Annotated in this window: 26 protein-coding genes and 1 other RNA gene; 23 read left to right on the top strand and 4 right to left on the bottom strand. The window is 58.8% G+C overall.

Annotated features, from left to right (window positions below; genetic code table 11):
* Positions 1–51 precede the first annotated feature (51 nt).
* The 3 genes from NLU14_RS09425 to NLU14_RS09415 are packed head-to-tail and all read right to left on the bottom strand — an operon-like array spanning position 52 to position 2,731.
* The gene (locus NLU14_RS09425) at positions 52–1,005 is read right to left on the bottom strand and encodes an SDR family oxidoreductase (protein ID WP_275705974.1); all 954 of its coding nucleotides are present in this window, start codon (positions 1,003–1,005) and stop codon (positions 52–54) included.
* A complete protein-coding gene (locus tag NLU14_RS09420) occupies positions 1,005–1,820 on the bottom strand; it encodes a lysophospholipid acyltransferase family protein (protein WP_275705973.1) in 816 nt (271 codons plus the stop codon). Before NLU14_RS09420 ends, NLU14_RS09425 begins: the two co-directional genes overlap by 1 nt.
* A 17-nt stretch (positions 1,821–1,837) precedes the next feature.
* Positions 1,838–2,731: a D-hexose-6-phosphate mutarotase gene (locus NLU14_RS09415; RefSeq protein ID WP_275705972.1), complete on the bottom strand. Its 894-nt coding sequence runs from the start codon at positions 2,729–2,731 to the stop codon at positions 1,838–1,840.
* A 143-nt stretch (positions 2,732–2,874) separates the two neighbouring features.
* On the opposite strand from NLU14_RS09415, the gene NLU14_RS09410 reads away from it, so the two are divergent.
* The 22 genes from NLU14_RS09410 to NLU14_RS09305 all read left to right on the top strand — a co-directional run bounded on the left by NLU14_RS09410 (position 2,875) and on the right by NLU14_RS09305 (position 22,742).
* On the top strand, positions 2,875–3,573 hold the full coding sequence (locus NLU14_RS09410) for a 2OG-Fe(II) oxygenase (protein ID WP_275705971.1): 699 nt from the start codon (positions 2,875–2,877) through the stop codon (positions 3,571–3,573).
* A gap of 70 nt (positions 3,574–3,643) precedes the next feature.
* An RNA gene (ffs, locus tag NLU14_RS09405) (signal recognition particle sRNA small type) lies at positions 3,644–3,740 on the top strand.
* 164 nt (positions 3,741–3,904) lie between these two features.
* Positions 3,905–4,636 carry a substrate-binding periplasmic protein gene (locus NLU14_RS09400; RefSeq protein WP_275705970.1) on the top strand — a complete coding sequence of 244 codons (732 nt, stop codon included), beginning with the start codon at positions 3,905–3,907 and terminating at the stop codon, positions 4,634–4,636.
* 110 nt (positions 4,637–4,746) lie between these two features.
* Positions 4,747–6,651, top strand: coding sequence for a DNA polymerase III subunit gamma/tau (dnaX, locus tag NLU14_RS09395; protein ID WP_275705969.1), 1,905 nt, complete (start codon positions 4,747–4,749; stop codon positions 6,649–6,651).
* 50 nt (positions 6,652–6,701) lie between these two features.
* Positions 6,702–7,025 (top strand): YbaB/EbfC family nucleoid-associated protein, encoded by a 324-nt coding sequence (locus NLU14_RS09390; protein ID WP_250091179.1) that lies wholly within the window; start codon positions 6,702–6,704, stop codon positions 7,023–7,025.
* 12 nt (positions 7,026–7,037) lie between these two features.
* A complete protein-coding gene (gene recR / locus NLU14_RS09385; RefSeq protein ID WP_275705968.1) occupies positions 7,038–7,640 on the top strand; it encodes a recombination mediator RecR in 603 nt (200 codons plus the stop codon).
* 17 nt (positions 7,641–7,657) lie between these two features.
* Entirely contained in the window at positions 7,658–8,806 is a 1,149-nt protein-coding gene (locus tag NLU14_RS09380) for a ribonuclease D (RefSeq protein WP_275705967.1), read from the top strand.
* Complete coding sequence (locus NLU14_RS09375) at positions 8,803–9,096, top strand: YcgL domain-containing protein (protein ID WP_275705966.1); 294 nt, start codon at positions 8,803–8,805, stop codon at positions 9,094–9,096. Before NLU14_RS09380 ends, NLU14_RS09375 begins: the two co-directional genes overlap by 4 nt.
* Complete coding sequence (locus tag NLU14_RS09370; protein WP_275705965.1) at positions 9,093–9,539, top strand: YcgN family cysteine cluster protein; 447 nt, start codon at positions 9,093–9,095, stop codon at positions 9,537–9,539. The genes NLU14_RS09375 and NLU14_RS09370 overlap by 4 nt, the downstream gene beginning before the upstream one ends.
* The gene (locus tag NLU14_RS09365; protein WP_275705964.1) at positions 9,539–9,883 is read left to right on the top strand and encodes a hypothetical protein; all 345 of its coding nucleotides are present in this window, start codon (positions 9,539–9,541) and stop codon (positions 9,881–9,883) included. Before NLU14_RS09370 ends, NLU14_RS09365 begins: the two co-directional genes overlap by 1 nt.
* 34 nt (positions 9,884–9,917) lie before the next feature.
* Positions 9,918–11,843, top strand: coding sequence for a hypothetical protein (locus NLU14_RS09360; protein ID WP_275705963.1), 1,926 nt, complete (start codon positions 9,918–9,920; stop codon positions 11,841–11,843).
* A 109-nt stretch (positions 11,844–11,952) separates the two neighbouring features.
* Positions 11,953–12,795: an AAA family ATPase gene (locus NLU14_RS09355; protein ID WP_275705962.1), complete on the top strand. Its 843-nt coding sequence runs from the start codon at positions 11,953–11,955 to the stop codon at positions 12,793–12,795.
* A 22-nt stretch (positions 12,796–12,817) separates the two neighbouring features.
* A complete protein-coding gene (locus NLU14_RS09350) occupies positions 12,818–13,996 on the top strand; it encodes a vWA domain-containing protein (RefSeq protein ID WP_275705961.1) in 1,179 nt (392 codons plus the stop codon).
* 353 nt (positions 13,997–14,349) lie between these two features.
* Positions 14,350–14,862: an AraC family transcriptional regulator gene (locus tag NLU14_RS09345; RefSeq protein WP_275705960.1), complete on the top strand. Its 513-nt coding sequence runs from the start codon at positions 14,350–14,352 to the stop codon at positions 14,860–14,862.
* A gap of 9 nt (positions 14,863–14,871) precedes the next feature.
* Positions 14,872–16,524 (top strand): tetratricopeptide repeat protein, encoded by a 1,653-nt coding sequence (locus NLU14_RS09340; RefSeq protein ID WP_275705959.1) that lies wholly within the window; start codon positions 14,872–14,874, stop codon positions 16,522–16,524.
* Positions 16,521–19,319, top strand: coding sequence for a tetratricopeptide repeat protein (locus tag NLU14_RS09335; RefSeq protein WP_275705958.1), 2,799 nt, complete (start codon positions 16,521–16,523; stop codon positions 19,317–19,319). Before NLU14_RS09340 ends, NLU14_RS09335 begins: the two co-directional genes overlap by 4 nt.
* Entirely contained in the window at positions 19,306–19,779 is a 474-nt protein-coding gene (locus NLU14_RS09330; RefSeq protein WP_275705957.1) for a tetratricopeptide repeat protein, read from the top strand. The genes NLU14_RS09335 and NLU14_RS09330 overlap by 14 nt, the downstream gene beginning before the upstream one ends.
* On the top strand, positions 19,780–20,118 hold the full coding sequence (locus NLU14_RS09325) for a hypothetical protein (protein ID WP_275705956.1): 339 nt from the start codon (positions 19,780–19,782) through the stop codon (positions 20,116–20,118).
* Between the two features lie 16 nt (positions 20,119–20,134).
* Positions 20,135–20,779: a MotA/TolQ/ExbB proton channel family protein gene (locus NLU14_RS09320; RefSeq protein WP_275705955.1), complete on the top strand. Its 645-nt coding sequence runs from the start codon at positions 20,135–20,137 to the stop codon at positions 20,777–20,779.
* A gap of 16 nt (positions 20,780–20,795) precedes the next feature.
* On the top strand, positions 20,796–21,311 hold the full coding sequence (locus NLU14_RS09315; protein WP_275705954.1) for an ExbD/TolR family protein: 516 nt from the start codon (positions 20,796–20,798) through the stop codon (positions 21,309–21,311).
* On the top strand, positions 21,308–21,802 hold the full coding sequence (locus tag NLU14_RS09310) for an ExbD/TolR family protein (RefSeq protein WP_275705953.1): 495 nt from the start codon (positions 21,308–21,310) through the stop codon (positions 21,800–21,802). Before NLU14_RS09315 ends, NLU14_RS09310 begins: the two co-directional genes overlap by 4 nt.
* Complete coding sequence (locus NLU14_RS09305; RefSeq protein ID WP_275705952.1) at positions 21,795–22,742, top strand: AgmX/PglI C-terminal domain-containing protein; 948 nt, start codon at positions 21,795–21,797, stop codon at positions 22,740–22,742. Before NLU14_RS09310 ends, NLU14_RS09305 begins: the two co-directional genes overlap by 8 nt.
* A gap of 38 nt (positions 22,743–22,780) precedes the next feature.
* On the opposite strand, the gene NLU14_RS09300 is transcribed toward NLU14_RS09305, so the two are convergent.
* Positions 22,781–23,266 (bottom strand): MaoC/PaaZ C-terminal domain-containing protein, encoded by a 486-nt coding sequence (locus tag NLU14_RS09300; protein ID WP_275705951.1) that lies wholly within the window; start codon positions 23,264–23,266, stop codon positions 22,781–22,783.
* A 196-nt stretch (positions 23,267–23,462) separates the two neighbouring features.
* On the opposite strand from NLU14_RS09300, the gene NLU14_RS09295 reads away from it, so the two are divergent.
* Positions 23,463–25,136, top strand: coding sequence for a long-chain fatty acid--CoA ligase (locus NLU14_RS09295; RefSeq protein WP_275705950.1), 1,674 nt, complete (start codon positions 23,463–23,465; stop codon positions 25,134–25,136).
* Positions 25,137–25,139: the final 3 nt, after the last annotated feature.

The following is a 25,139-nucleotide window of genomic DNA, read 5'->3' as shown; positions in this document are numbered from 1 at the left end:
CTGCGCTAAGCGCCACTCTCCATAACGGCACCGTATTTGATTATGTGCCGTTTACACCGGCTTCTTGTTCTCCCGGTAGAACCGGAAAATTTCTTTCAGCGGGCGCCTGGGGCTGAACTCGAACTCCCGGGCAAACGCTCTGCCGTCAATGACTACAGGATACTTGAAAAAGTGCATCAGATACGAAGGAAAACTTCGCAAGTTCAGGGTGCGCAGTATTAAACGAGGTAGAATCGGTGGAATAGACGGTATGGGAATACGTTTGCAGCCGCAGAGTTTCAGGGCGTGCTGGTAGGCCACCCAGTCCTGCGGTGCCACGTTAAAGATGCCTCTCTGCGGCTTGTTGTATGCCAGCACAATAGCGTCGGCCATATCGTCGATATGAATGAACTGCATCATCGGTGAAAAGCCGGCCAGTACCGGCGCCCGTTCCATGCCAAGCAGGGTGCTGATGGAATTGCGTACCCCCGGCCCCACGATGTTGCAGGGTCGCAGGATGGTGATGTTCAGATCCGGATAGCGCCACAGGTAGATGTTGGCCAGGTTCTCCAGTTCCACGGAGTCGATCAGGTCAGCGCTTAGCCCTGCGCTTTTCAGAGGCGCCTCCTCATCAATCAGCGCCGGGTTGTAGGCTACCGCGCCGTAAACGTGGAACGTGGACAGCACGACCATTCGCTTGATGCCGTACTTATGGCTCAAGTCGAGCAGCTTCTGGGTGCCCAGCACGTTGGCGTTGTATCGGCGCATGCGGGTGAGCTGGCTCGACATGATGCGACCCAGGTGGATTACGCCGTCAAACTGGTAACGCCGGAACAGGTCCTCGAAAGACCGCTTGTTGAAATCAATGCAATAGCTGGGGATGTCGTCACCCAGGTAGACCTGTTCACGAAAATCGACGGCTACGAGGTCGCAGTCTTCCCGCAGGCGGCCAATAACCTGCTGGGCCAGGGCACCGGCCGCACCTGTCACAAGAATCTGGGGTCTGCTTTTCTCAACCTCAACCATCAGAACAGCCTTTTCCTTTCGCTCAGTCCGGTGTCAATCAGCTCGCTAATGGCTGCTTTCACCTGTTCCACCCGCTCCGTTACCTGCTCTTCGGGTATTTCCAGGTCATCGAAGACCATGGGGTCGCCAAAGTTCAGGTGTACCTTGGCGGGCAACACCAAAGGCATGGCCAGGGGCGCATAGGGGATTCCCAGGAATCTCGCCAGGGGTTTGATGTTGGCGATAGCGGGAATGGTTTCCTCGCATCCCACAACACCCACCGGAACAATGGGCGCCTTGTATTTCATTGCAAGGTGCATGAAGCCGTTGCCGAACCGCTTGAGCTGGTAGCGGTCCTGGTACAGCTTGCCAGACCCTCGCACCCCCTCGGGGAAGACGATGACGGCTTCACCATTGGCCAGCATCTTGGCGCAGTTGGTGGGGTCGCCAAGAACCGCTCCAAACTCATTCAGCAGGTTGCCCAGGTAGGGTACGGTCGGGAAAAAGCGTTCGATCATTGCCCGTGGGATGCGGGGCTTCTCCTTGCGGGAGGCGAGGGCGTAGGCGATCAACAAGCCATCAATCGGCAATTGGCCACTGTGATTGGGAACGATCAAGACAGGGCCGTCAGCCGGTATCTTTTCAACGCCGGTGGCTTCCACCCGGAAATACTTCTCATAGATCTGGCGGGTGAGGGAGAAGCCGTACTTCATGACCTCGTTGTTGTAGCCCCAGGGATCATACCCCAGCGAACCAATCGGTTTACGGATGCGATTGATGTGGTTCTCCAGCTCCGCCGGAATCAGCCTGGATTTCAGAATCGATGCTAGACCCATGTGGGCTCCCTGAGTTCCTATACTCTTCCAATCATAACGCCAAGGGTATGGCTCTGGCCTTCATTAAGCACCCGGTAGTCGCCAAGGGCATTGGCGCTTTCCACGCACAGCATGGACTGCCAGGCGGTGTCGGGAAAATCCGACAAGCGTGCTGCCTTCTCCGGGCCTGGGTTCCATACGACGGTGGAGTCGCTGCCAATGGCTGTGATCTTTCGGTTTCCTGCCGGAGTTTCAACAACTAATGGCCCGCCGCTTTCGTAGATGCGGTCGGTTTCGCCGTCAAACTGGATCAGGCCTTCCTGGGTGTGGTAACTCCAGTCTTTCAACGAGTCCACGTATCCGCAGCGTTCCAGACCCCGGACCCGGGTTCGCGAAATGTCCGCGGTTGGCAGATAGGTATGGAGTGCCTGGGTGAATGCCAGCGGCTCAAGCCCGGGATTGGTGGTTGTCAAAACCAGTTGGCAGCCCCGGATTGAGAAGCTGAATGTCATCAGTAGTAGGGCACGGCCTTGCCAGGCGTCGGCAAAATCACTGTTGGCGTTCAGGGACAAGCTGATTTCAACATCGTGTGCCGTTTCCCTCACGTCTTCCAGTTTCCAGACAGCTGTACGGGCAAAACCATGGGAGGCATCGGTGAGTATCCGCCGGCGCACTTCCGGTGGATTCTTTTCGGGTATCCCGAACCAGGGCCAGCAAACGGGGATGCCGCCACGGATCGCCCGGCCTGGTTCAAACCGCGCGGAGTCACTCATCCAGACCCAGTCAGGCTCGTTGTGGGGCGCAAAATGGGTAAGGTGGGCGCCCTGCAAAAACAGGCGGGCGCGGAACAAGGGGTGATGTACCTCCATGGCTTCCAGCTGCCCGATGGTTGCCCAGCGGGTAAACGACCAGTGCCCGGGTTTCAATGTCACTTGGTGCCTCGTTACTGCTTTATATCGTTGGTGGAGGAATACAGGTATCTGTTACGGCATGTCCTTACTCTCAGGGTAAATTAAAACTGTCTTTACGGCGAGAAACCGTCTTAAAATCGACCGTCACAGTCGGAGTTTGATTAATGATTGATCAGTCAGTTGCCCCCATCCATGAGACCTTGTCGATCGATATTGATCAGACGGCGTCGCCCCTTGCCGGTGATCAATGGTTGGATGAGCTCGCCGATGGCCTGACGGAACACGGCTGGATGACACTGGATGCGGGTTGCCGTTTAAGTACGGAGCTGTTGCGAGGCCTGCGCGGTGAAGTACAGATACTGGACCGTACCGAAGCGCTCAGGAAAGCCGGGGTGGGCCGCGGTTCGGGCCTGCTTACGGATCGTTCCGTGCGCAGGGACAAGATCGCGTGGTTGCAGGGAGTGACGCCGGTTCAGGCTGAATTGTTCGCCTTTTTCGAATCGGTGAGGCTGGGTCTGAACCAGCGGCTGTTCCTCGGCCTCAAGCGTTTTGAGGCCCACTACGCCACTTATCATAGTGGTGACTTCTACCGTCGCCACGTGGACAGTTTCCGGGGTAGGGCGTCCCGGGTAGTCAGCCTGGTTCTCTACCTCAATGAAAGCTGGCAGCAAACAGATGGCGGGGTGTTGCGGGTCTACAATCGCGAAAACGAGAACGAAGTCTGTGGCACCGTGTTGCCGCAGGAGGGGCGGATGACGCTGTTCATGAGTGAGGAAATCCCCCACGAGGTTTTGCCTGCCAATCGCACCCGTTACAGCGTTGCCTGCTGGTTTCGCTGTGATGAAGTGCCGTTGCCATTGTAGTGCTGGGACCCTTTTGCTAATATGCGCGCCGCTTTGAGGGATTTGGCCCCGAAGCCCGTTATGGTGGCTCCATTGGTGCCTCCGCAACGATAAACCGTGAACCCGGTCAGGCCCGGAAGGGAGCAGCCGAAGCGGTGGACTTGTGTGCCGGAGTGTCGCTGATGGAGTCACCCCCAGATTTTCCTTATTCTCTCATTTGTTCCTGCCTCCGATTATTCCTTCGAACATCTCAAAACCGTCATTTTACAAATCTCCATTCCCTGCTCATGATTAAAGACACGCTTGCAATCAACCTTTATTGATTGGCCGCCAGACATGGGCTCAGAGTTCTATGAACAGGTTTCTGTGCAGTATCATTACTCTTGCCTCCCTGGCACTCAGTTTCCCCGTCGCGAGCGAGCCGGAAATGGGGGAGCACCGCGTTCTGCGTGCTGCCTATGTGGATTTTCCTCCGCTGACATACACCGATGACAATGGCAATCCAGTTGGCTATTACATAAAGCTCAGTGAGCAGGTTGCCGCGAACGCTGGCTATAGCCTTAGGTGGCAGGAGTTGCCCATTGGGCGAATCTACCTATTCCTTGAAAGTGGTGAGATTGATTTTTGGGCCGGGCTTGGCGGGCTGCCGCATATCCAGGCCTCAGTGGTGGAATCCAGTGTCCCGATCGGAAACCTTACCCTGGCAGCTTACCATTTTGACGATACTCCACCGGTTAAGAGTTTTGACGATCTGGCCGGCAACCATCTCATTCTCATGGCAGGCTATACCTACCTCGGGGCGATCGATCACCTGATGGACGACGAAAATACCGAAACCCATACCACGCCCGGGCACCGGTCGGGTATGCAGATGCTGGAATTGGGGCGAGGTGATTATATGCTGGCATACGTTGAGCCAACGAGCGAGGTGCTTGAGGAGGAGCCGGTGGAAGGGCTGGTGCGGTCCGAGTTAATGACCTCCCGCCTCGCGTTCGTGGTGTCCCGAAGCACACCGGGGCATCTTGAGATCATGGAGAGGCTTGAGGCGGAGTTGGCGGCCGGCATGGCTTCGGTGCACCGCTGACCGTCGAATCGATGCCCTGCCAGTGCTGTTTTTCGAAGCCCGATCTGCTTCTTATCATGCCGTGGGCATGCTAAGGTTAAGCCCGTTTTTTTGACTGTAGTTGGCGGAACATGAGCTACCAGGTACTTGCCCGTAAGTGGCGCCCCCGGACATTCGAAGATATGGTCGGCCAGGAGCATGTGCTCCAGGCTTTGATCCACGCCCTGGATAACCAGCGGCTGCACCACGCCTATCTGTTTACCGGTACCCGGGGTGTGGGCAAGACCACCATTGGCCGCCTGCTGGCCCGTTGCCTGAATTGTGAAACCGGCGTTACCGCCACGCCCTGTGGCACCTGCTCCAGTTGCCAGGAAATCCAGGAAGGCCGTTTTGTTGACCTGATCGAAATCGACGCTGCCTCCCGAACCGGTGTGGACGACATGCGGGAGCTGACCGACAACGTTCAGTACTCACCGACCCGTGGCCGCTTCAAGGTGTACCTCATTGACGAGGTGCACATGCTGACCAACCAGTCTTTCAATGCCTTCCTCAAAACGCTGGAAGAGCCCCCGGAGCACGTCAAGTTCCTGCTGGCCACCACCGATCCCCAGAAACTGCCTGTTACCGTGCTGTCCCGCTGTTTGCAGTTCAATCTCAAGCGGATGACGCCGGAGCATATTGCCGGGCATTTGCGGCATGTGCTGACGCAGGAAGGCATTCCCTTTGAAGAGCCGGCCCTCTGGCTGCTGGCCCGGGCCGCTGATGGCAGTATGCGGGACGCGCTAAGCCTGACGGACCAGGCCATAGCCTTTGGTAACCAGAAACTCAGCGGCAGCGATGTCAGCAACATGCTGGGTACCATCGACCAGAGCGACATCGAGAACCTGGTCGATGCGTTAGTGGAGAACGACGGGCCGGCTCTGCTCTCCGAGATCAGCCGCATTTCCGATTTCGCGCCGGATTACAGCGTTATCCTGGCGGACCTGCTGTCGCTCTTTCATCGGGTTACCATGGAACAGGTGGTGCCGGGGAGCGTCGACAACGCCCTGGGGGATGCCGCCCAGGTGGAATCCCTGGCGCGCCGGCTGAGTGCTGAAGACGCGCAACTGTTTTACCAGGCCGCGCTGATGGGCCGCAAAGACCTGGCGGTTACACCGGATGCGCGCATGGGGTTTGAAATGACCATGCTGCGCATGCTGGCATTCCGGCCGGGAGCGGATCGCCGCGAGCCGCCGGCGGTAGCCTCCGGTGGTTCGTCGTCCGGGCAGGGGGTGCAGGAGTCACGGGAGGACCCTGAACCTGGCCCGGCAGCGCCGGAAGCACAGCCCTCTGAGCCTGTCACCGAGCAAGCTGCGTCTGAAGAACCTGAACAGGCTGTGCCTGAAGAGCCTGAACAGCCTGAGCAAGCGGTGCCTGAAGAGATTGCGTCCAAAGCTGTTGCAGAGGAACCGGAAGCAGGCCCTCCACCGGTGGAAAACGATGATGCCTGGCTGGCAATCCTGGATGAGGCGGCGGAAGCAGCCGGTGGCGAGGACTATGTTTCCGAGCCGGAGCCCGAACAACCGCCGCCCCAGCCCACCGTTCCGCAAGCGGAGGAACCAGTGGCGACGGAGCCGGAGCGTGTTGAAGAGCCGCCGGCCACCGATGAATTTTTCTGGGAGCGGGATTTCCGCAACCTCGGGATTGTCGGCATGCCGGGAAACCTGGCCAGTAACGCTGCCATGACCCGTAATGGCGATGAAATCGTACTGACCATTGATGAGGGCCATGCCCGGCTACTGAACGCCCGCCATGAAGAAAAAATCGTTGAGGCATTGAGGAATCGGTTCGGCGACACCATCACACTTCGTGTAGAGCAGGGCGATGCCGGCGGGAAAACACCGGCCGCATGGGAAGAGCGCCAGCGCCAGGCACGCCAGAAGGCGGCCGAAGAAGCGATTCGTAACGACCCGGCGGTGCAGTCTATCGTTGAACGATTCGAGGCACGGGTAGTCGAAAACAGTATCCGGCCGCCGCATCAGGCCAAGTCTGGATAACGGCTACGGACGTAGTAGCCCTGTATGATGCAACTCTGGAGAAGGTGAGCATGATGAACAATATGGGCGATCTGATGAAAAAGGCCCAGCAGATGCAGGAAGAGATGAAGAAGGCCCAGGAAGAGGCCGCCAAGGCCGAGATAACCGGCGAGTCCGGTGCGGGCCTGGTGAAGGTGACCATGAACGGTCGCCACGATGTACGGAAGGTGGACATCGATCCCTCCCTGCTGAGCGAAGAAAAGGAAGTCCTCGAAGACCTTCTGGCGGCGGCCATCAACGATGCCGTTCGCCGCGTCGAGGAAAACCAGAAAGACAAAATGTCCGGCATGATGTCCGGTATGGGCATGCCTCCCGGCTTCAAGATGCCTTTCTGACGAGGATTGCTGATGGCTTTTAGTCCGTTGGTGGATGAGCTGGTGGAGTCACTGCGCTGTCTGCCGGGTGTCGGTCAGAAAACAGCACAGCGAATGGCGTTCCATCTGCTCGAACGTGGGCGTTCCGGTGGCGCGCGCCTGTCTGATGCGCTGGATCGTGCCATGACTGGTGTCCGGCGTTGCGAGAGTTGCCAGAACTTTGCCGATACACCTACCTGCAATATCTGTGAGAACCCGGAGCGCCGTACCGGCACCCTCTGTGTGGTTGAAAGCCCTTCCGATCTACTGGCCATAGAGCAGGCTGGCGACTATCGCGGCAGCTATTTCGTGTTGATGGGGCATCTGTCGCCCATTGATGGCGTGGGCCCCGAGGAAATCGGTATCGAACGCCTGTTGAAACGGATTCACGGGGAAGGGGTGACCGAACTTATCCTGGCGACCAACCCCACGGTGGAGGGTGAGGCAACAGCCCACTATATCGCCGACAGACTGGATGGCCGCAATATCCTGATTACCCGCCTTGCCCATGGTATTCCCGTGGGTGGTGAACTGGGCTACGTGGACGGCTTCACCCTGACCCATGCCTTCCGTGGCCGCAAACCCCTGACCGAATAAACTGACCGGGCCTTTTTATGGATTCCAACAACCCGGCCGCAGTTGTTCCTGCGGCTTCCGAGACTGTTACCTGGATTCGGGAGCCGGGCGACCTTGACCACTGGATTGCCCAGGGCAAGGGCCAGCCGCTTGCGCTTGATACAGAATTTGAGCGGGTGAATACCTTCTTCCCGATTCCGGGCCTGGTCCAGTTGGGGCTGGGAGAGAACTTCTGCCTGGTGGATCCTTCGGTTGCAGAGTCGTCCCAGGGGTTTCGCCAACTGCTGACGGACCCGGACGTCCCCAAACTGTTGTATGCCATGAGTGAAGACCTCGAACTCTTCCGCCATTGGCTGCAATTGGATCCGGAAGGCGTGCTTGACCTCCAGATAGGCGCGGCGCTGGCTGGTGCTGGCTTTTCCGTGGGCTACGCCCGGCTGGTGGAAACACTGTTTGGCGAATCCCTGGATAAGTCCGCCACCCGCTCGGACTGGGTCTCGCGCCCGCTTTCGCAAGCCCAGGAACGCTATGCCCTGGACGACATTCGCTTTCTGGTTCCCATGTACCATTGGGTGATCGCACGCTTGCGGGAACGGGGCCTGGAAACTGCCCTGGCGGACGAGTCGGCCCGGTTCTCAAAAGAACTGGCTTCCCAGGACAACCCTGACACCCACTACCTGAAGTTGCGCGGTGGATGGACGCTGAGCCGTCAACAGCAAGGCGTGTTGAAAGATCTGGTGCGTTGGCGGGAAAATGAGTCACGTTTGAGGAACCGGCCCAGAAACCGGGTTGTGGCCGACCCGTTGTTGATTGCCATTGCCCAGAAACTGCCCGGTTCCGTTCGCGAACTGTCGAACATCCAGGGCCTGCCTTCGCCAGTGGTTCGGCGATACGGCGAAACGATCATTGAAATGGTCGCGAATGCGTCCACAGCGGATAATTCCGGTATCGAAACCATTGCGCCGCCCCTGAGCCGCCAGGACCAGATGTTTTATAAGCAGCTCAAGCGACACATGATTCATGCAGCGGAAGCCCGGGATATACCGGTGGAACTATTGGCCCCCAGGAAGCGCCTTGAAGCCGTGGTGCAACACCGGAACCTCGCCGCCGGCTTGTTCGAGGAGGGGTGGCGCCGCGAGACGCTGGAACCCGTGCGGGAACCCATTGAGGAATTATTGAAATCATGACCGAGAAAACCTTTGTATCGGTGTTTCGCAGCAGCAAGAAGCTGGATACGTACGTCTATGTCCGCCGTGGCCAGGCCTGGGACGACTTGCCCGAGAGCTTGCGGGGCATTTTCGGCCAGCCCGTACATGCAATGGACCTGGTCATTACCCCGGAGCGAAAACTGGCGCGGACCACCGGCAAGCAGGTGCTGGATGCCATTGTCGACAAGGACTTTTTCCTGCAGATGCCGGAAGAATCCAGTGGCTACGTGGTGGATTTTCGGCGTAAGCCGGAGCAGAGCCGGGAATGATTGCGGAGATTCCGTTCTGGCAGCGCAAGCGTCTGCACGAGATGACGCAAACGGAATGGGAATCCCTGTGTGACGGCTGTGGCAAATGCTGTCTGGCCAAGCTTGAAGATGAGGACACCGGCGACGTCTACTACACTGACCTGGCATGCCGTTACATGGATCAGAACACGTGCCAGTGCACCGTGTATTCCGAGCGGCTGCAAAAAGTACCTGCGTGCACTGTACTGACACCGGATACACTGAACGATTACCATTGGCTGCCATATACCTGCGCGTATCGTACACTGGCGGAAGGCCGCGCACTGGCGGATTGGCACCCTCTGCGTTCGGGCGACCCCCAAACTGTTCATGAAGCCGGTGTGTCGGTTCGCAACAGGGTAATGTCGGAAGCCGATGTGCCGGAAGATGACTGGGAAGAACACATTATTCACTGGATCCTTTGATGATAGACGCTGAAACGAACTTCGCTTACGGAATATTCTGGGTACTTTACGCGGTTGCCTTTGTGATTTTCTTCTATACCACGTCCCGTTTGTTCCGGGTTATCCCGGTTTACGCCATTCGCACCCTGTTGCAGGCCGCTTTGATCGTCATCCTGCTGACACCGGTGGAGTCCAGCGAGGTTGCGGGCTGGTGGATGCCCGCCTGGTTGCACGGTGGTTATGAATCCATACTCGGTAATGCCAGTGAGGCGGGCCGTGCGTTCGTAAACCTGGGTATTGCGTCTCTGGTCATGGTGCTGGTCTGGATTCTCGACCTTGTCAGATACCGGCTGGTGAAACGCTGAAACCTTCCTGAACCGACCTGTTGCCGGAGCCCTGATGCGAAGACTTCTTACCTGTCTGCCTGTCATTTTTCTCCTCATGCCTTTCACGGTGTCTGCGCAGCAGGCGCCTGCACTGGAAATGCCGGATAGCGCGGATGTTCGCATTATCGTGGACATTTCCGGTTCCATGAAAACCAATGATCCGGACAACCTTCGTCGTCCCGCTGTCCGACTGCTGGCGCGAATGTTGCCCGCAGGCGCCAGCGCCGGGGTGTGGACCTTTGGCCAGTATGTGAACATGCTGGTTCCCCACGGCGAAGTCAGCGATGACTGGCGCGGCCTGGCAATCACTCGCTCCGATGAGATTAATTCCGTTGCCCTTCGGACCAACCTGGGTGAGGCAATCCGGGTGGCCAGTGATCCCTACCTGCTGGGTACCGAGGACCTCTCCAATACCGATTTCATCCTGTTGACCGACGGCAAAGTGGATATCTCCGCGGACGCCGGCGCCAACGAACAGGAGCGCGAGCGGATTCTAGGCCCGTTGCTTGAAGAACTGAGTGCCCGTGGCGCCACCCTACACACAGTAGCGCTTTCCCGGGACGCAGACCTGGGCCTGTTGGAGGCGCTGGCGGACGAGACCGGCGGCAGCTATTCCCTGGCGGCTTCCGCCGACGCATTGACCCTCGCCTTTCTGGAGGCACTGAACACGGCTGTTCCGCAGCAACAGATTCCTATTGAGGGTAAAGGGTTCACGGTGGACGACGGCGTGGAGGAGTTTACCGCGCTGATTTTCCGCGCTGGCGACGAATCTCCCGCTGATCGTGAGCTCGCGTTGGTCACCCCCGGAGGAACGGAAGCTACTCCTGAATCCGTTATCGATGGCATGCGTTGGGTCCGGGAAACGGAGTACGACCTGATTACGGTCACTGGACCGGAAGCCGGTGACTGGAAGATCAACGGTGAACTGGGCAAGGGCAGCCGTGTGACTGTCGTCAGCGACCTGCGAATGGTGGTGAGCCCGATTCCTCCCACCTTCACGGAGGGTGAGCCCATATCCCTGCAGGTGGCGTTCTTCGAGGAAGACCAGAAAATCGAGAACCCCGATTTCCTGGGCGTTATCGACGTAAGTGTCACATTAACGTCTGACGACGGGCGTAGTGGCAGTAAGACACTCTCCACTGATCAACCACCGGAAGACGGTGTGTATACCGATACCATTACGCGCCTGCCGGATGCCGGTGAATATCAACTGAGTGTTGTCGCCGACGGCCAGACCTTTTCCCGGCGTTTCAGTGCCGCCACCCGTTATGTTTTGCCCGAGGGACTGGCCGCGCCCACCGACCCGGTAAATGAGGCTGAAGAAGTCGTTCAGGAAGAACCGGCCCCGGATGAGGCGGAGCCACCGGCCGCTGAACCCGGCCCTATCGATATAAGCCAGGCAGAGGAACCCCAACCCGAGCCGGAGCCGGCTGAAGAACAACCGGTAGATGACACGGCGGTTGAACAGGAAGGATCGCCTGCCAGTGAGAGCGATGATGCGTCCGCTATCCCCGTATGGATGATGGCAGCAGCGGGAGGGCTTGGGTTGATTGTCATTGCCGGAGCCGTATTCCTGGTCATGCGACGGAAGAAGCCGGAGCCGGAGCAGGAGGAACCGGACGAAGAGCCCCCGGTGGTTGCAGAAGAAGCAGCTGAAGAGGAAGAGATTCCTGTCGCTGAGCCTGAGCCGGAAGAACCGCCTGAGCCGGAACCCAATGAAGAAATTCGGGAAGATGAGAGCGAGGATCAGAAACTAGAGCTTCCGGAAGACGAGATACCGGTGGCGGATACGGAAGTTGAAGAAGGCGACGACGAATTCGGCCTTGAGGATTTCGATCTGTCCGAGTTTGATGACTTGCCGGATACCGAGGATGAACAAGGGGCGCTCGACGATGAGGGTGAACCCGACGATGATGACGAGAGCAAAAAGGATCGGTAAACAGTGGTGATGATGTTAAGGGGGCTTATCAGGGCCGCTTGGGTTCTCTATACTTGAACGCTTATTTCAAACAGACGTTTAACCGTAGATTGAACAGGACACTGACAGCATGAAGTTTACCGGTACCGAGAAATACGTAGCCACTGACGACCTGCAAATGGCGGTGAATGCAGCCATAACGCTGCAACGCCCGCTACTGATCAAGGGTGAGCCCGGCACCGGTAAAACCCTGCTGGCCGAAGAAATGGCGGAGGCCCTTGGCCTGCGCCTGATCCCCTGGCACATCAAGTCCACCACCAAGGCCCAGCAGGGCTTGTACGAATACGATGCGGTCTCCCGTCTGCGGGATTCCCAGCTCGGCGATGAGAAGGTCAAGGACATCAGCAACTACATCGTCAAGGGCAAGCTGTGGGAAGCATTCGAGTCCGAGGAGCAGGTGGTGCTGCTGATCGACGAGATCGACAAGGCGGATATCGAGTTCCCCAACGACCTTCTGCTGGAACTTGATCGCATGGAATTCTTCGTGTACGAGACACAGCGGTCCGTGCGTGCCAAACACCGTCCCATCATTGTGATCACCAGTAACAACGAGAAGGAACTGCCGGACGCCTTCCTGCGCCGCTGCTTCTTCCACTACATCAGCTTCCCGGACCACGACACCATGAAGAGCATTGTGGACGTGCACTTCCCGGGCTTGCAGCAGCAGGTGGTGCGGGATGCCTTGGAAGTCTTCTTTGATGTGCGCAAGGTGCCGGGGCTGAAGAAGAAGCCCTCCACCTCCGAGCTGATAGACTGGCTGAAACTGCTGATGGCGGATGAGCTGTCTGCGAAAATGCTGCAGGAAAAGGACACCAGTTCCGCCTTGCCGCCTCTGTACGGCGCACTGGTGAAGAACGAGCAGGATGTCCACCTGTTGCAGAAGCTGGCCTTCATGGCCCGCCGTCGCAGCTGAAATTCAGTAAGAGCAGCATCCTATGTTGATTGATTTCTTTCTCGAAGTCCGGCGGGCCAGGGTGCCCGCCAGCCTGCGCGAATTCCTTGATCTGCTGGAAGCCCTGCAGAACCGGCTCGCCTTTGCGAATATGGAAGAGTTCTACTATCTGGCCCGGGTGTGTCTGGTCAAGGACGAACGCCATTTCGACAAGTTCGACCGGGCGTTCCAGGCCTATTTCGAAGGCATTGAGAACCTCGACGACCTGATGCAGGCGTTGATTCCGGACGACTGGCTGCGCGCGGAGTTCGAAAAGCAGCTGTCCGAGGAGGACAAGGCGAAAATCGATTCCCTGGGCGGCCTGGAAGAGCTGATCGAAACTTTCAAGAAACGCATGGAAGAGCAGAAGGAACGGCACCAGGGCGGCAACAAGTGGATTGGTACCGGCGGTACCTCACCCTTCGGTGCCAATGGCTACAATCCGGAAGGTTTCCGCATTGGCCAGAACAAGGGCCGCCACGGTCGCGCCGTGAAAGTCTGGGAAAAGCGCGAGTTCAAGGACCTGGACGACAGCGTGACCCTCGGTATCCGCAACATCAAGGTGGCCATGCGCCGGCTGCGGAAATTTGCCCGCCAGGGCGCGGCGGACCAGCTCGATATGGACGACACCATTCGCTCCACCGCCCGCAATGCCGGCTACCTGGACCTGAAAATGGTTCCGGAGCGGCACAACGCGGTCAAGGTGCTGATCTTCTTCGATGTCGGCGGTTCCATGGACCCTCACGTGCGGGTTTGCGAGGAGCTTTTCTCCGCCGCACGGCTGGAGTTCAAGCACATGGAATACTTCTACTTCCACAACTTCATCTACGAGAGCGTGTGGAAGAACAACATCCGCCGGATGAACGAGACTACAAGCACCTGGGACATCCTCCACAAGTACACCCCGGACTACAAAGTGATCTTTGTGGGAGACGCCACCATGGCGCCCTATGAAATATCCCATCCCGGTGGTTCCATCGAGCACTGGAACGAGGAAGCGGGGGCCACATGGTTCCAGCGAGTGACCGATCACTTCCGCAAGGTGGTCTGGATCAATCCGCTGCCGGAGAGCTACTGGGGGCAGGGCGGTTCGCTGGGCATGACGCGGCAACTGGTGAACGACCACATGTACCCGCTGACCATCGAAGGCCTGGAATCGGCCATGAAACAACTGAGCAAATAAAAAAAGCCGATGCGGTTGAGGGCATCGGCTAAGCTCGGCATATCAAACGGGGTGACTATCTCGACACCCCGCGCCCTTATTCCAGCAAATCCGGGGCCAGGTAATATTAGACGATAAAAATCAATAAATTATCTCTATCTCTGGGTTTTCGCCCGGAACGTGACACTCTCCTGTATTTTCGCCCTGTCAAAAAAACCGACGCTTTCGGATTTCCAATTGGTGATCTGGATACCGTTCTTGCCTGTTACCAAGTGTTACTCTTCTTGCCGGATTTGTTACAGAACATTGCAGGGGGCAGGAAGCGTATGGTCGCCGGAGTGCGGGAAACAGTGCCGGTTGGGCCCGGATTCATAATGTCATTGCCGACCTCAATGGCAATGCTGGCGTTTATCTTCCTTGCTGTGGGGAGTAACGCCTCGGCTGGATCGTTGGACAGCGACATTGACCGCCTGAAAGCGGATGTGGCGGAGCTCAGCCAGACGTTGTACGAGCTGGAGGAAAGTGTTCTCTATCCTGTTGATACCCAGGTGGCAGTTTTCCTGACACTCAGTAACCGGGAAGGGCTGGACCTGGACTCGGTGGAGCTGTATCTGAACGATAAGCCGGTGGCCTCTCATCTCTATACCGACCGGGAGCGCGATTCCCTGAAGCAGGGTGGGGTTCAGAGGCTCTATATCGGCAACCTTCCCCATGGCTCACATCAGCTAAAGGCCGTACTGACGGCCCGCTCCGCAAACGAACGTTTTGTCCGCCGGGAGGCCGTTCATCAATTCCGCAAGCGGCCGGGCGAATCCCGTATCCAGATGACCCTGGACGCAAAGGCTCCGGACTATGAGCCGGTTGTTTCATTCCAGGAATGGAAGTAGGGCGGAGTGATGGATTTGCGGGTTCGGCTGTGGAAATCTGGCTATCTTGTTGCCCTTGGCTTCGCGATGCTCTGCGCGTCGGGGGCGACAGGAGCCAACAATAACGGCGACCTGCGGGAACTCCGGGATGGCCTCGCCAGATTTGCACTCGACTCCGGCGACCCTGCGGGGGCCCTGCGTTACACCCGGAAGTCGTCTGGCGAAGCCGGCCTTCTGGTTCGTGCAAAGGCGCTCATGGCGACAGGAAACGGCGGTAAAGCGCGGCCGATACTGGAGCAACTTCTGGAAGGCCAATATTACCGGGGGCAGGCGGCTTTGCTGCTGGCGGATCTGGCAGCCGGGAAAGACGACGCACTGGCAAGGCAGCGCCTTGAAACCGCAGCCAGGCTTGCCCATGGTGAGGCCCGCCAGCAGGCCTTGTACCGATTGGCGGAATTACAGCGGGAAGCAGGGAATGCGGACCGCGCAGGCCAGGTTCTGGCGCTAATGGAGCCGGGATACTGGGCGGCGTTAGGTTACATGAATATCGCTGCCGATTACGGCAAGCGGGACCTGAATCCGTCACGGGCCCTTGTGGCCCTTCGTGTGGCGTTGGCGATGTCCGGGGAAGATAGCGACGGTCATCGCAGCCAGGAGCTCAGGAGCCGCCTTCTGGTGCGCGCCGGCCACCTTGCCTATGAACACGAAGACTATGAAAAGGCCATTGGGTTTCTGGAAAAAGTGCCGCTCGAGAGTTACAGCACCCCCCAGGGGCTCTACCTGCACGGCCTTGCGCTCTCGGCCAGTGGCAACCAGCGTGCTGCCATGCAGTCATGGCATCGCGCCAGGAAATACCCGCTGGCCTATCCCGGCGTTGCCAATGCCTGGCTGGGAACCGGCAGGGGATACGATCTTGCCGGCTACCTGGGGCAGGCCGGGGAAGCCTATCTCGCCGCCAACGCTTCCTATGAAAGTGAGCGGGTCACCCTCCGCAAATTGACTGACCAGATTCGTGACAAGGGCGCCTTTCAGGCCCTGGTGCTGGACGCGAGGAACTCTGAAGCCCAATGGTTCCTGGCGGACAGCCGAACCCTGACGCAACCCCGCACCGCCTACCTTCTCCGGTTCATGGAGCAGCCCCACGCCCAGGCAGCCGTTAACCGGGTGGCCGAGTTAAGGGAGATCGGGCAGACGCTGGACCAGCATGAAGGCAGCCTGACGGTATTTCGGGGAGCCATCCGTGAGCGCCTTGGCCCCGGAGCCACGGTTAACCTGCCCAGTGAAGGATTCGACGACAGCATAGAAGCCCTGGCCAACCGGGTTGCGAACCTGAATGCCCATGCTACATCCACCGTACAACGAGAGGCACTGAAAAGCGCAGCCCGGACCCTTTCGGATGTAAAAACCTCCATCGCGCGACTTGATGACCGGTTGGCGAAGAAAGACCGCGAATTGAACAACCTGCTGGACCAGACCGACAGTGCGCTGGAACGGGTAGGCTCGATTCGCCACAGGGCGGGCGCTCTGCTTGAGCAGGCGGAAGCCGCGCTGAACGAGATGGCTCTGGTTTTTGTGGAAGAGCAGGACCGTCGCTTGGCCTTTGCGCTGGACCGGACCGAGCAACAGATTGCCCACCTGTATGAATACCTGGCCTTGCGGAATATCGAGCGGGGGCAACCATGAAGCGGCTGGTGTCAATTTCCCTGACGGTCATCCTGCCGGCATTGGCATCCGGTATCCAGGCACAGGAATCCTTCCGGGTGGAACTGGGGCGCGACGGTGAAACCATCGCCGACATGCGCCCGGTGTTCCTGGAGTTCCAGTCTCGCCCGATGCCGGCCATATCTCCCAAGGAGGTGGCCCGGCGATACCAGCGGCTGTTTGATAATTCCGACGAGCCTGAGGTGAGGATCGACGCGCTGAACCGCCTTTCCAATATCCAGAAGGTCACGGACGAGGATGTCAGCTTCAGCGACGAGCGGGAACAGCAGGTCTACCGTCAGGCCCTCGACAGTTACGAATCCATCCTGGACCGGGGCGCCTATCAGGGCCGGCTTGATGAGCTCCTGTACCAGATGGCGAAAGCCCATGCCTATACCGGTCAGGCCGAGGAATCCATTGACCGGCTGGGGCAACTGGTTGGCCTTTACCCGTCGTCCCCGCTGGTGCCGGAAGCCCGCTTCCGCATTGCCGAGGCAGCATTCTCGGCAGGCGACTATGACACCTCCGAAGCCGAGTACAGCCGCGTCATCTCTGGCGAGGACGCAGGCAGCCTTAAAACCAAGGCCCGCTACATGCAGGGCTGGAGCCAGTACAAGCAGGGCCCTGCCGCCTGGCCAAGGGCTGGCGATACGTTCCTGGCGGTGCTGGACGCGTTCAGCGCTGAAACCGGTGGTTTTCGTCGCATTCCCGCCAGCGATGCCGAACTGGTCGATGACACCTTCCGGATTGTTGCGTTAATGGCAGCGAAAGCCCGGGGTGTGGATTCGTTGGAGGAGTGGCTCCGGAAGGCAGGGGGCCGGGATTATGGCTACCTGCTGTATGACCGCCTGGCGGATTACTACGCCAGCAACCGTCACTACGAAGACAGCGTTGCGGTTAACCGTGTTTTTGTCCGTGAGTATCCGGCTCACTCTGCCGTCCCGGCTTTTCTGGCCCAGAATGTGGACGTCTGGCGTATGGCCGGTCGTTCAGACAGCGCACGGGAGGCGAGGGGCAGCTATGTACGGGCGTTCGCGGGTGATGACCGCTATCAGCAACTCGCCGTTCCGGATCAACAGCGGTGGCAAGACTTCAGTCGGTCACTGGCGAATTATCACTATGATCGGGCGGAGGAGGCGCAAGCGGCAGGGGCGCAGGCGCATTTCCGTTTGGCGGCCGGCTACTACAGTCAACTGGCAGCTCGTGTGAACAAGCGGGGAGAGATCCTCAGGCTTGCCGGCGATGCTTTCCTCCAGGCCGGTGAGCACTCCGAGGCTCTCGACCGTTACCGGCAGGCAGCCTACGATACCAACGGTTACCCGGGCGCTGCCGATGCCGCCTGGGCTGCAATTCTGCTGCAGCGGGACGCCGTGGATAACCGCAATTCGCTGACTGGAACCCTGGACGATCTCACAGCGGCCACGGACCGTTTCGCTGCAGGCTTTCCCGAAGACCAGCGCCTGCCAGGCCTGAGTGCCGATATCTCCAATCGATTGCGGGACCGGAATCGTTATGCCGAGGCCCTTCGGTTCGCGGAAGTGACTATCAGCCATCCTGCTGCCAGTTCCGGTGAAAAGTACAGCGCCTGGCTGGTGTCCGGAGAGGCGCTTGTTGCCACCGAATCGTTCGGGCTTGCCGAAAACGCCTGGCGCAAATCCCTGGCATTGCTGAACTCAGGCCAATTGCCGGACAGGCAAGGAGAGGATATCGACAGCCTCCAGCGTCAACTGGCGGGCAGCATTTACTACCAGGGTGAACAGGCAGCAGGTGAAGGCCAGGTCGACATCGCAGTGGCGCATTTCCAGCGGGTGGAATCGGTACTTCCCGGCTCGGACGTTGCCATCAAGGGCCGCTACGATGCCGCCAACACCCTTCTTAAGGCTGAACGCTGGCAGGCTGCGGTCAATGAGCTGACCCGTTTCCGGGCGGACTACCCGCGGCATGACCTGACCGGCACCGTGAGCGAGAAACTGGTGTTTGCTTACCAGTCGTCCGGCCAACCGGTGAGGGCGGCGGACGAAATCATGGCTGTATCCGGCGGTACACCGCTCAGGAAGCAACAGTTGCGGGCGGCGGAGCTTTACCACCAGGCGGAAGCTTACGATCAGCGCAACCGCATTTACGTTGCCTGGCTGAACGGTGATGGTGCCCGGGGACCGGCCCAGGATGCTGACAGCCATATTCGCAACCAGACCCTCCGGCACCGCCTCGTGCTGGCTAAAGTGGAACCGCGCCGATATCGAATCGATTTGGTGGACCGGGAGCTGGCAAGCCCATGGCATTCCGAAGAGACCCTTGCCTGGGCGGGCCGTGCGGCCGTTGTCCTTGGTGAAGAGGAGGCCAGGCGATTCGCGGACATTCCGTTGCAGCTGCCACTGGCGGATTCGCTGGAGAAAAAGCAGACCGCCCTGGCATCCGCCCGGGAGCGATTTGGCCAGGCCGAAAAGCTGGCTGGAGATCCCATGCACTCGGAAATCCTGTTCCGTCGGGCCGAACTCTATCGGGTGATGGCGAAGGATCTCATGGCGTCGGAAGCCCCGGCCGAACTGAGCGAACTGGAGGCCACCCAGTACCGGATGTTGCTTGAGGAAGAAGCCTATCCGTTCGAAGAGAAAGCCATTGAACTGCATGCCAGGAACCACCAGCGCCTGGCTAAAGGGCAGTTCGACGAGTGGATAGAGCAAAGCCTTCAGGTGCTGGCCGATCTGTTCCCGGGCCGTTACGACCGGGAGGTGCGCTGGATGACATGGCATGGAGAGACAAATGATGGGGCCTGAGGCTGTTCGCACTGTTCTGATGGTTGTTCTTCTGGCGGTACTGGTAGCGGGTTGTGCCAGCCAGCCGAAACCCGAGCCTGTTGTCGTCAATATTGCGGAGGCCAAAGAGCTCACCCGGCAGGCCTGGGAAGCGCAGCAACAGGGCCGGACCAGTGATGCCCTTAAGCGTTACCGCGAAGCGTTCAGGCTCAATCCCGGAAATGCACTCACTGCAAACAATCTGGCACTGCTGTTGCGGGAGCAGGGCCGGTTCGCGGAGGCGGTTGCAGTATTGGAAGAGGGGCTTGGGCATTCCCCGGGTACTGCCGAGCTGCATTACAACCTGGCGGTTATCTCAGAGCTTTACCTGCTGGATCTGGATACTGCGCTTGAGCATTACCGGCGCTACCGCGAGTTGGCGGCTCCGGAAGGAAAGCTGGTTGCAGGCTGGATTGCGGACCTGGAAAGGAGGCTGGACTGAATGGGCGTTTTTCGATTGAAAACGGTACTCGGCTCTCTTGCCCTGGCGGCGGTGTTGCCGACATTGGTGACGGCCCAGACCAAGCCTGTTGCAACCGGCCCTGCTGAGACAGTTGCTCTTGGCGTTGAGGGAATCACCCGGCATACCGGGGACGATGACCCCGGCGTTTTGTACATCCTGCCCTGGCAGCCACCAACCTTGCCCCGGCGGTCCCGGGCCGAGCTGGAGGCCGGCAGTGAGGAGCTGCTTGAACCCGAAGATCCGTTGACGCTGGAGCGCCATCGTAAATTTCGCGAAACCCTGAATCCCTTGCTGGATTCCACTCTGTCCCTGCAGTAGAACCGGGAGTCTGAATATGCTGGAAACTGTTGTTCGTTTTTTTCAGGAAGGTGGCCCCTTCATGTACCCGATTGCCCTCGTGTTGGCCGTAGGGCTGGCGATTACCATTGAACGCTTTGTGTACCTGGCGTCCGTACGCCGCCGCAACCGGCTCGCCTTTGAGAAAGGCATTCTGCCGCTGCTGCGAAAGCGGGATTACCAGCGCGCGATGAAAGCCGCCAGCAATTCCGACAGTGCCATTGCCTCCATCATGAGCGCCGGCATTGGCCGGCTGCTGAACAATCACCCCCGCGAAGATGTGGAATACGCCATGGAAGAGGGGCTGATGGAAGTATTGCCACGGCTGGAAAAGCGCACCCAATACCTGGCCACCCTGGCCAACATAGCAACACTGCTTGGACTGCTTGGCACCATCATCGGGTTAATTGCCGCGTTCACGGCGGTGGCCGCAGCGGACCCTTCCCAGAAGGCCTCGCTGTTGTCGGAAAGCATCTCGGTGGCCATGAACACCACAGCCTTTGGGCTGATGTCGGCTATCCCGCTGCTGATGTTCCATGCCCTGCTTCAGACCCGCACCAATGAAATTGTCGACAGTTTCGAGATGGCGGGGGTAAAGCTGCTGAACATCATTTCCGAGCAGCCCGCATCCCAATCCGCCTGAGCCAGGGTTTCGCAGTATGAGACGAAAGCATCGCAGGCTTGTCAGCAATCCGGAACTGGATATCACCCCGTTCCTGAACCTGATGATTGTGCTGGTACCGGTACTGCTGCTGGGCATGGTGTTCAGCCAGATCCGCATGATTGAGCTGAACTTCCCCGGCATGGAGGCCGGTGAAGCGCCCGAGGCGGACGAACTCCGGCTGGTGGTGGCACTGATACCGGAAGGTCTGGAGGTACTGGACAGCGAACGCGGCGTTATACGAACCTTGCCGTTGGTCGAAGGCGAGCAGGATTTCAATGGTCTGAGGGAAGCCCTCAAACAGGTCAAGAAACGGGTGCCGGAGAAGACCGACATTGTGCTGGAAGTGAGCCCGGACATCGACTACCAGACCCTGGTGACCGCAATGGACACCCTCCGCTCGTATCCCGCCGTGGTTGCGGCAAGCGTGGTGGAGGGCGAGCTGTTCCCCGATGTTGCCCTGGCGGACGCCCCCGAAAACCGGACATTGTCCGCAGCCGGGGAGGGTGTATGAAAACCTCCCGTCGTGCCCGCAGGATGCAACGCCATTACAGCCGTATGCACCGGCCTGGAGGTCTGAACCTGGTATCACTGATGGACATCTTCACCATCCTGGTGTTCTTCCTGATGGTGAACTCGTCCGACGTGAAGGTCATGCAGAACACCGCCGACGTTCCCCTGCCGGAATCAACAGCGGACGAGGAGGCGGTGGAGGCGCTGATGGTGCAGGTTATCGGCCAGTCCATCCTGGTGCAGGGCCGGGAGGTTGCGCGGCTGGATGGCATTGAGACCGGTGACAGGACCATCAGCGGCCTGGCGGAGGAGCTCGCCTGGGCCCGGAACTGCCGTGGCGAGGTACCGGAGCAGGGCCATGAAGTGACCATCATGGCGGGGCGCTCGACCGACTACCGGTTGCTTCGAAAGATCATGCAGACCTGTATTGATGAGGAGTTCAGGCAGGTAAGGCTGGCCGTCGAGTCGGCGAAGGAGGTGGGTAATGGCTGATCGCCGGAACCACCCGAATTCGGGTCTCCCGTGGGGGCCTGAGAAGGGCGAAAATCGCCGGTTTGTGCTCGCACTTCTGGTAATGCTGGCATTGTTCCTGCCCCCGGCGTTTCTCATCCCGGCCCTGCAACTCCCGGAACCGGATCGCAATGAGGTGGAGAAAATACCACCGCAACTGGCCCGATTGGTGGAGCAACGGAAGCCGCCTGAGCCGGTTACCCTGCCTGAGCCAGAACCCGAGCCGGTTGCCGCTGAGCCCGCCCCCCCCAAACCGAAACTGGCTGAAGTAACGCCACCTCCAGAGCCTTCAACTCCCGAGTCGACGCCTTCGCAATCCGTGGAACAGGCGCGGGAAACCGCATCGCGCTCGGGCCTGTTGGCAATGCAGGACAAGCTTGCCAGTATGCGCGCACCCGAGCCGGACGTTGTTGAAACCATGACAGCCAATGTGGATGCAGAAGGCGGCACGGGTGCGGGTGATCCGTTCGGTGCGGAGGCCGACACGGACAAGGCGCTGGCGGGAAGTGGCGGCGTCAGCCGGGAATCGGCCCCGGAAACGGAGGTGGCCGTCGCAGGCCATGACGTGAGAGAGGTTGAGGTGACACAGCAAGCTGCGCCGGAACCTTCGCCCCAGCCAGCCAGCGGGCCCGGACAGCGGGGGATGAGTAACATCCGCCAGGTTTTCGATGCCCAGAAAACCGCGCTCTATTCACTCTACCGTCGTGAACTGAGGCAGGACCCGACCCTGGAAGGCAAGGTCATGCTGGAGCTGGTTATCGAGCCGGACGGGTCGGTATCGAGTTGTGAGGTGGTGAGTTCGGAACTGGATAACGAAAGCCTGGAGCAACGCATCGCCACAAGAGTACGCCTGTTCAATTTCGGCCAGGATGATGTGGAACCGCGCACGGTACGGTTTCCCATCGATTTCCTGCCGGGCTAGGCCGGGTGCCCGGGGCCCGGTTCCGCTATCGACAGGTTTTAATGCTCAATAGTGATTTTCGGCAGTTGCGGCTTGCTGAGCGACATCTTCTGGGTAGGGGCAATCACCTTTGCCTCGCCCGTCACCACCTGTTCATCATTCTGGTTACGGACATCGCAGGACAGGGTGACACGGTTTTTCCGCCCCTTCTCCAGTACTTTCAGGTTCACCGTCAGGGTGTCGTCCAGCTTGACCGGCCGTTTGAAGGCCAGGCTCTGTTCCAGGTAAATGGTTCCCGGCCCGGGCATCACCGTGGCCAGGGCGGCGGAAATCAGTGAGCCGCTCCACATGCCGTGGGCGATACGCTCCTGGAACATGGAGCCGGCGGCGAATTCGGAGTCCAGGTGCACCGGGTTTACATCGCCGGACACCGCGGCAAACAGGACCAGTTCGTCCTCTGTCAGTGTCTTCACATAGGTTGCGGAGTCGCCTTCCTGAAGTTCTTCGTAGGTGATGTTCTCAAGCGTGTCCAGGGTATCGCTCATGATGGGCTCCACTGCGTGGTTAATCAGAATGTTGATGGCTACAAGGGCTACCGTTCTGGTCTGAAAACTACCTCATCGTTCACAAAACTGCTATTCTCTCCCGACTTTTTGAGGCTGATACTTTTGTCTGGTTGATTTTTTGATCAAAACGACATCGGTAAACATTATAAGCACAAATGCCAAACAGGAGATGGTGATGGATTTTGAGCAGTTCTATCAGGACAAATACCCCGCTGGTGTGTCCCGTGAAGTAGATCTGGACAAATACAGTAGCATGGTTGATGTATTCGACCAGGCTGTGAAGAAGTACGCCGACCGACCGGCGTTCAGCGCGGTTGGTGCCACGCTCACCTATCGAGACCTGGACACCCAGAGCCGGAATTTCGCCGCCTGGCTGCAGAACAAGACCGACCTCAAGCCGGGGGACCGGATTGCGGTGCAGATGCCCAACGTTTCCCAGTACCCTGTTGTCGTCTTCGGTGCCATGCGGGCCGGCCTGATTGTGGTGAACACCAACCCGTTGTACACCACACGTGAAATGGAACACCAGTTCAATGACTCCGGTGCCAAGGCGCTGGTGGTGCTGGCCAATATGGCCCACAATGCGGAGAAGGTGCCTCCCCATACCGGCATTGAACATGTGATTGTGACCGAAATCGCCGACATGCACTCGCCGCTGAAGCGCACCCTGATGAACGCGGCCGTAAAACACCTGAAGAAAATGGTGCCGGCCTACAGTTTGCCCCAGGCTCACAAACTCCCGGCTGTGCTCAGTGCCGGTGCCAGGGAAAAGTTCTCCCCAGTGGAATGCAAGAAGGACGACATTGCCGTTCTGCAGTACACCGGTGGCACCACGGGCGTGGCCAAGGGCGCCATGCTGACCCACGGCAACCTGGTGGCCAATCTGCTGCAGGTTCGCCCGATGATGGAAGACACGGTGGAAGAGGGCAAGGAAGTGGTGATCGCGCCGCTGCCGCTTTACCACATCTACTCCTTCACCCTGAACTGCGGCATCATGCTGGAAGCCGGCGCCCATAACGTTCTTATCCCGAACCCTCGCGATATTCCTGGCTTCGTGAAGGAACTCAAGAACTATCACTTTACGGCGTTCCTGGGTTTGAACACGTTGTTTGTGGCTTTGTGTAACAACGAGGATTTCAAGGCCCTTGACTTCAGTGGGCTGAAACTGACGTCCTCCGGCGGCATGGCGCTGACCAGCGACACCGCCAAGATGTGGCAGCGCGTCACCGGTTGTGAAATCAGTGAAGGCTACGGGATGACCGAGACGTCTCCGGTTGTTACCTTCAACCCCAATAGCGCAATCCAGCTCGGCACCATCGGCCTGCCAATTCCGGGCACCGAAGTCAAAACCATCGACGATGACGGTAACGAAACCCCTCTCGGCGAGCCGGGCGAGTTGTGCGTAAAGGGCCCGCAGGTAATGCGCGGTTACTGGCAGCGCCCGGAGGACACCCAGAAGTCCTTCACCGACGATGGTTTCCTGCAGACCGGCGACATCGCCCTTATCCAGCAGGACGGCTACATCCGCATTGTGGATCGCAAGAAGGATATGATCATCGTATCTGGCTTCAATGTTTTCCCGAACGAAATCGAGGACGTGGTCAGCGGGCACCCGAAAGTGGTAGAGTGCGCCGCCGTTGGTGTACCTGACGACAAGAGTGGGGAAGCGGTGAAGGTCTATCTGGTTGCCACCGCTGAAGGCGTGACCGAGAATGAACTGAAAGAGTTCTGTCGCGAGCGACTGACGGCCTACAAGGTGCCCAAATCCTTTGTATTCCGCGATGAGCTCCCCAAGACTAACGTAGGCAAGATCCTGCGGCGCGAGCTTCGGGACGAGGCCAACCAATAAAAC

The sequence above is a fragment of the Marinobacter iranensis genome, assembly GCF_029207565.1.
Lineage (GTDB): Bacteria > Pseudomonadota > Gammaproteobacteria > Pseudomonadales > Oleiphilaceae > Marinobacter > Marinobacter iranensis.
Note: the sequence above shows the minus strand (reverse complement) of the source record. Positions and strands in the feature narration are given on the sequence as shown.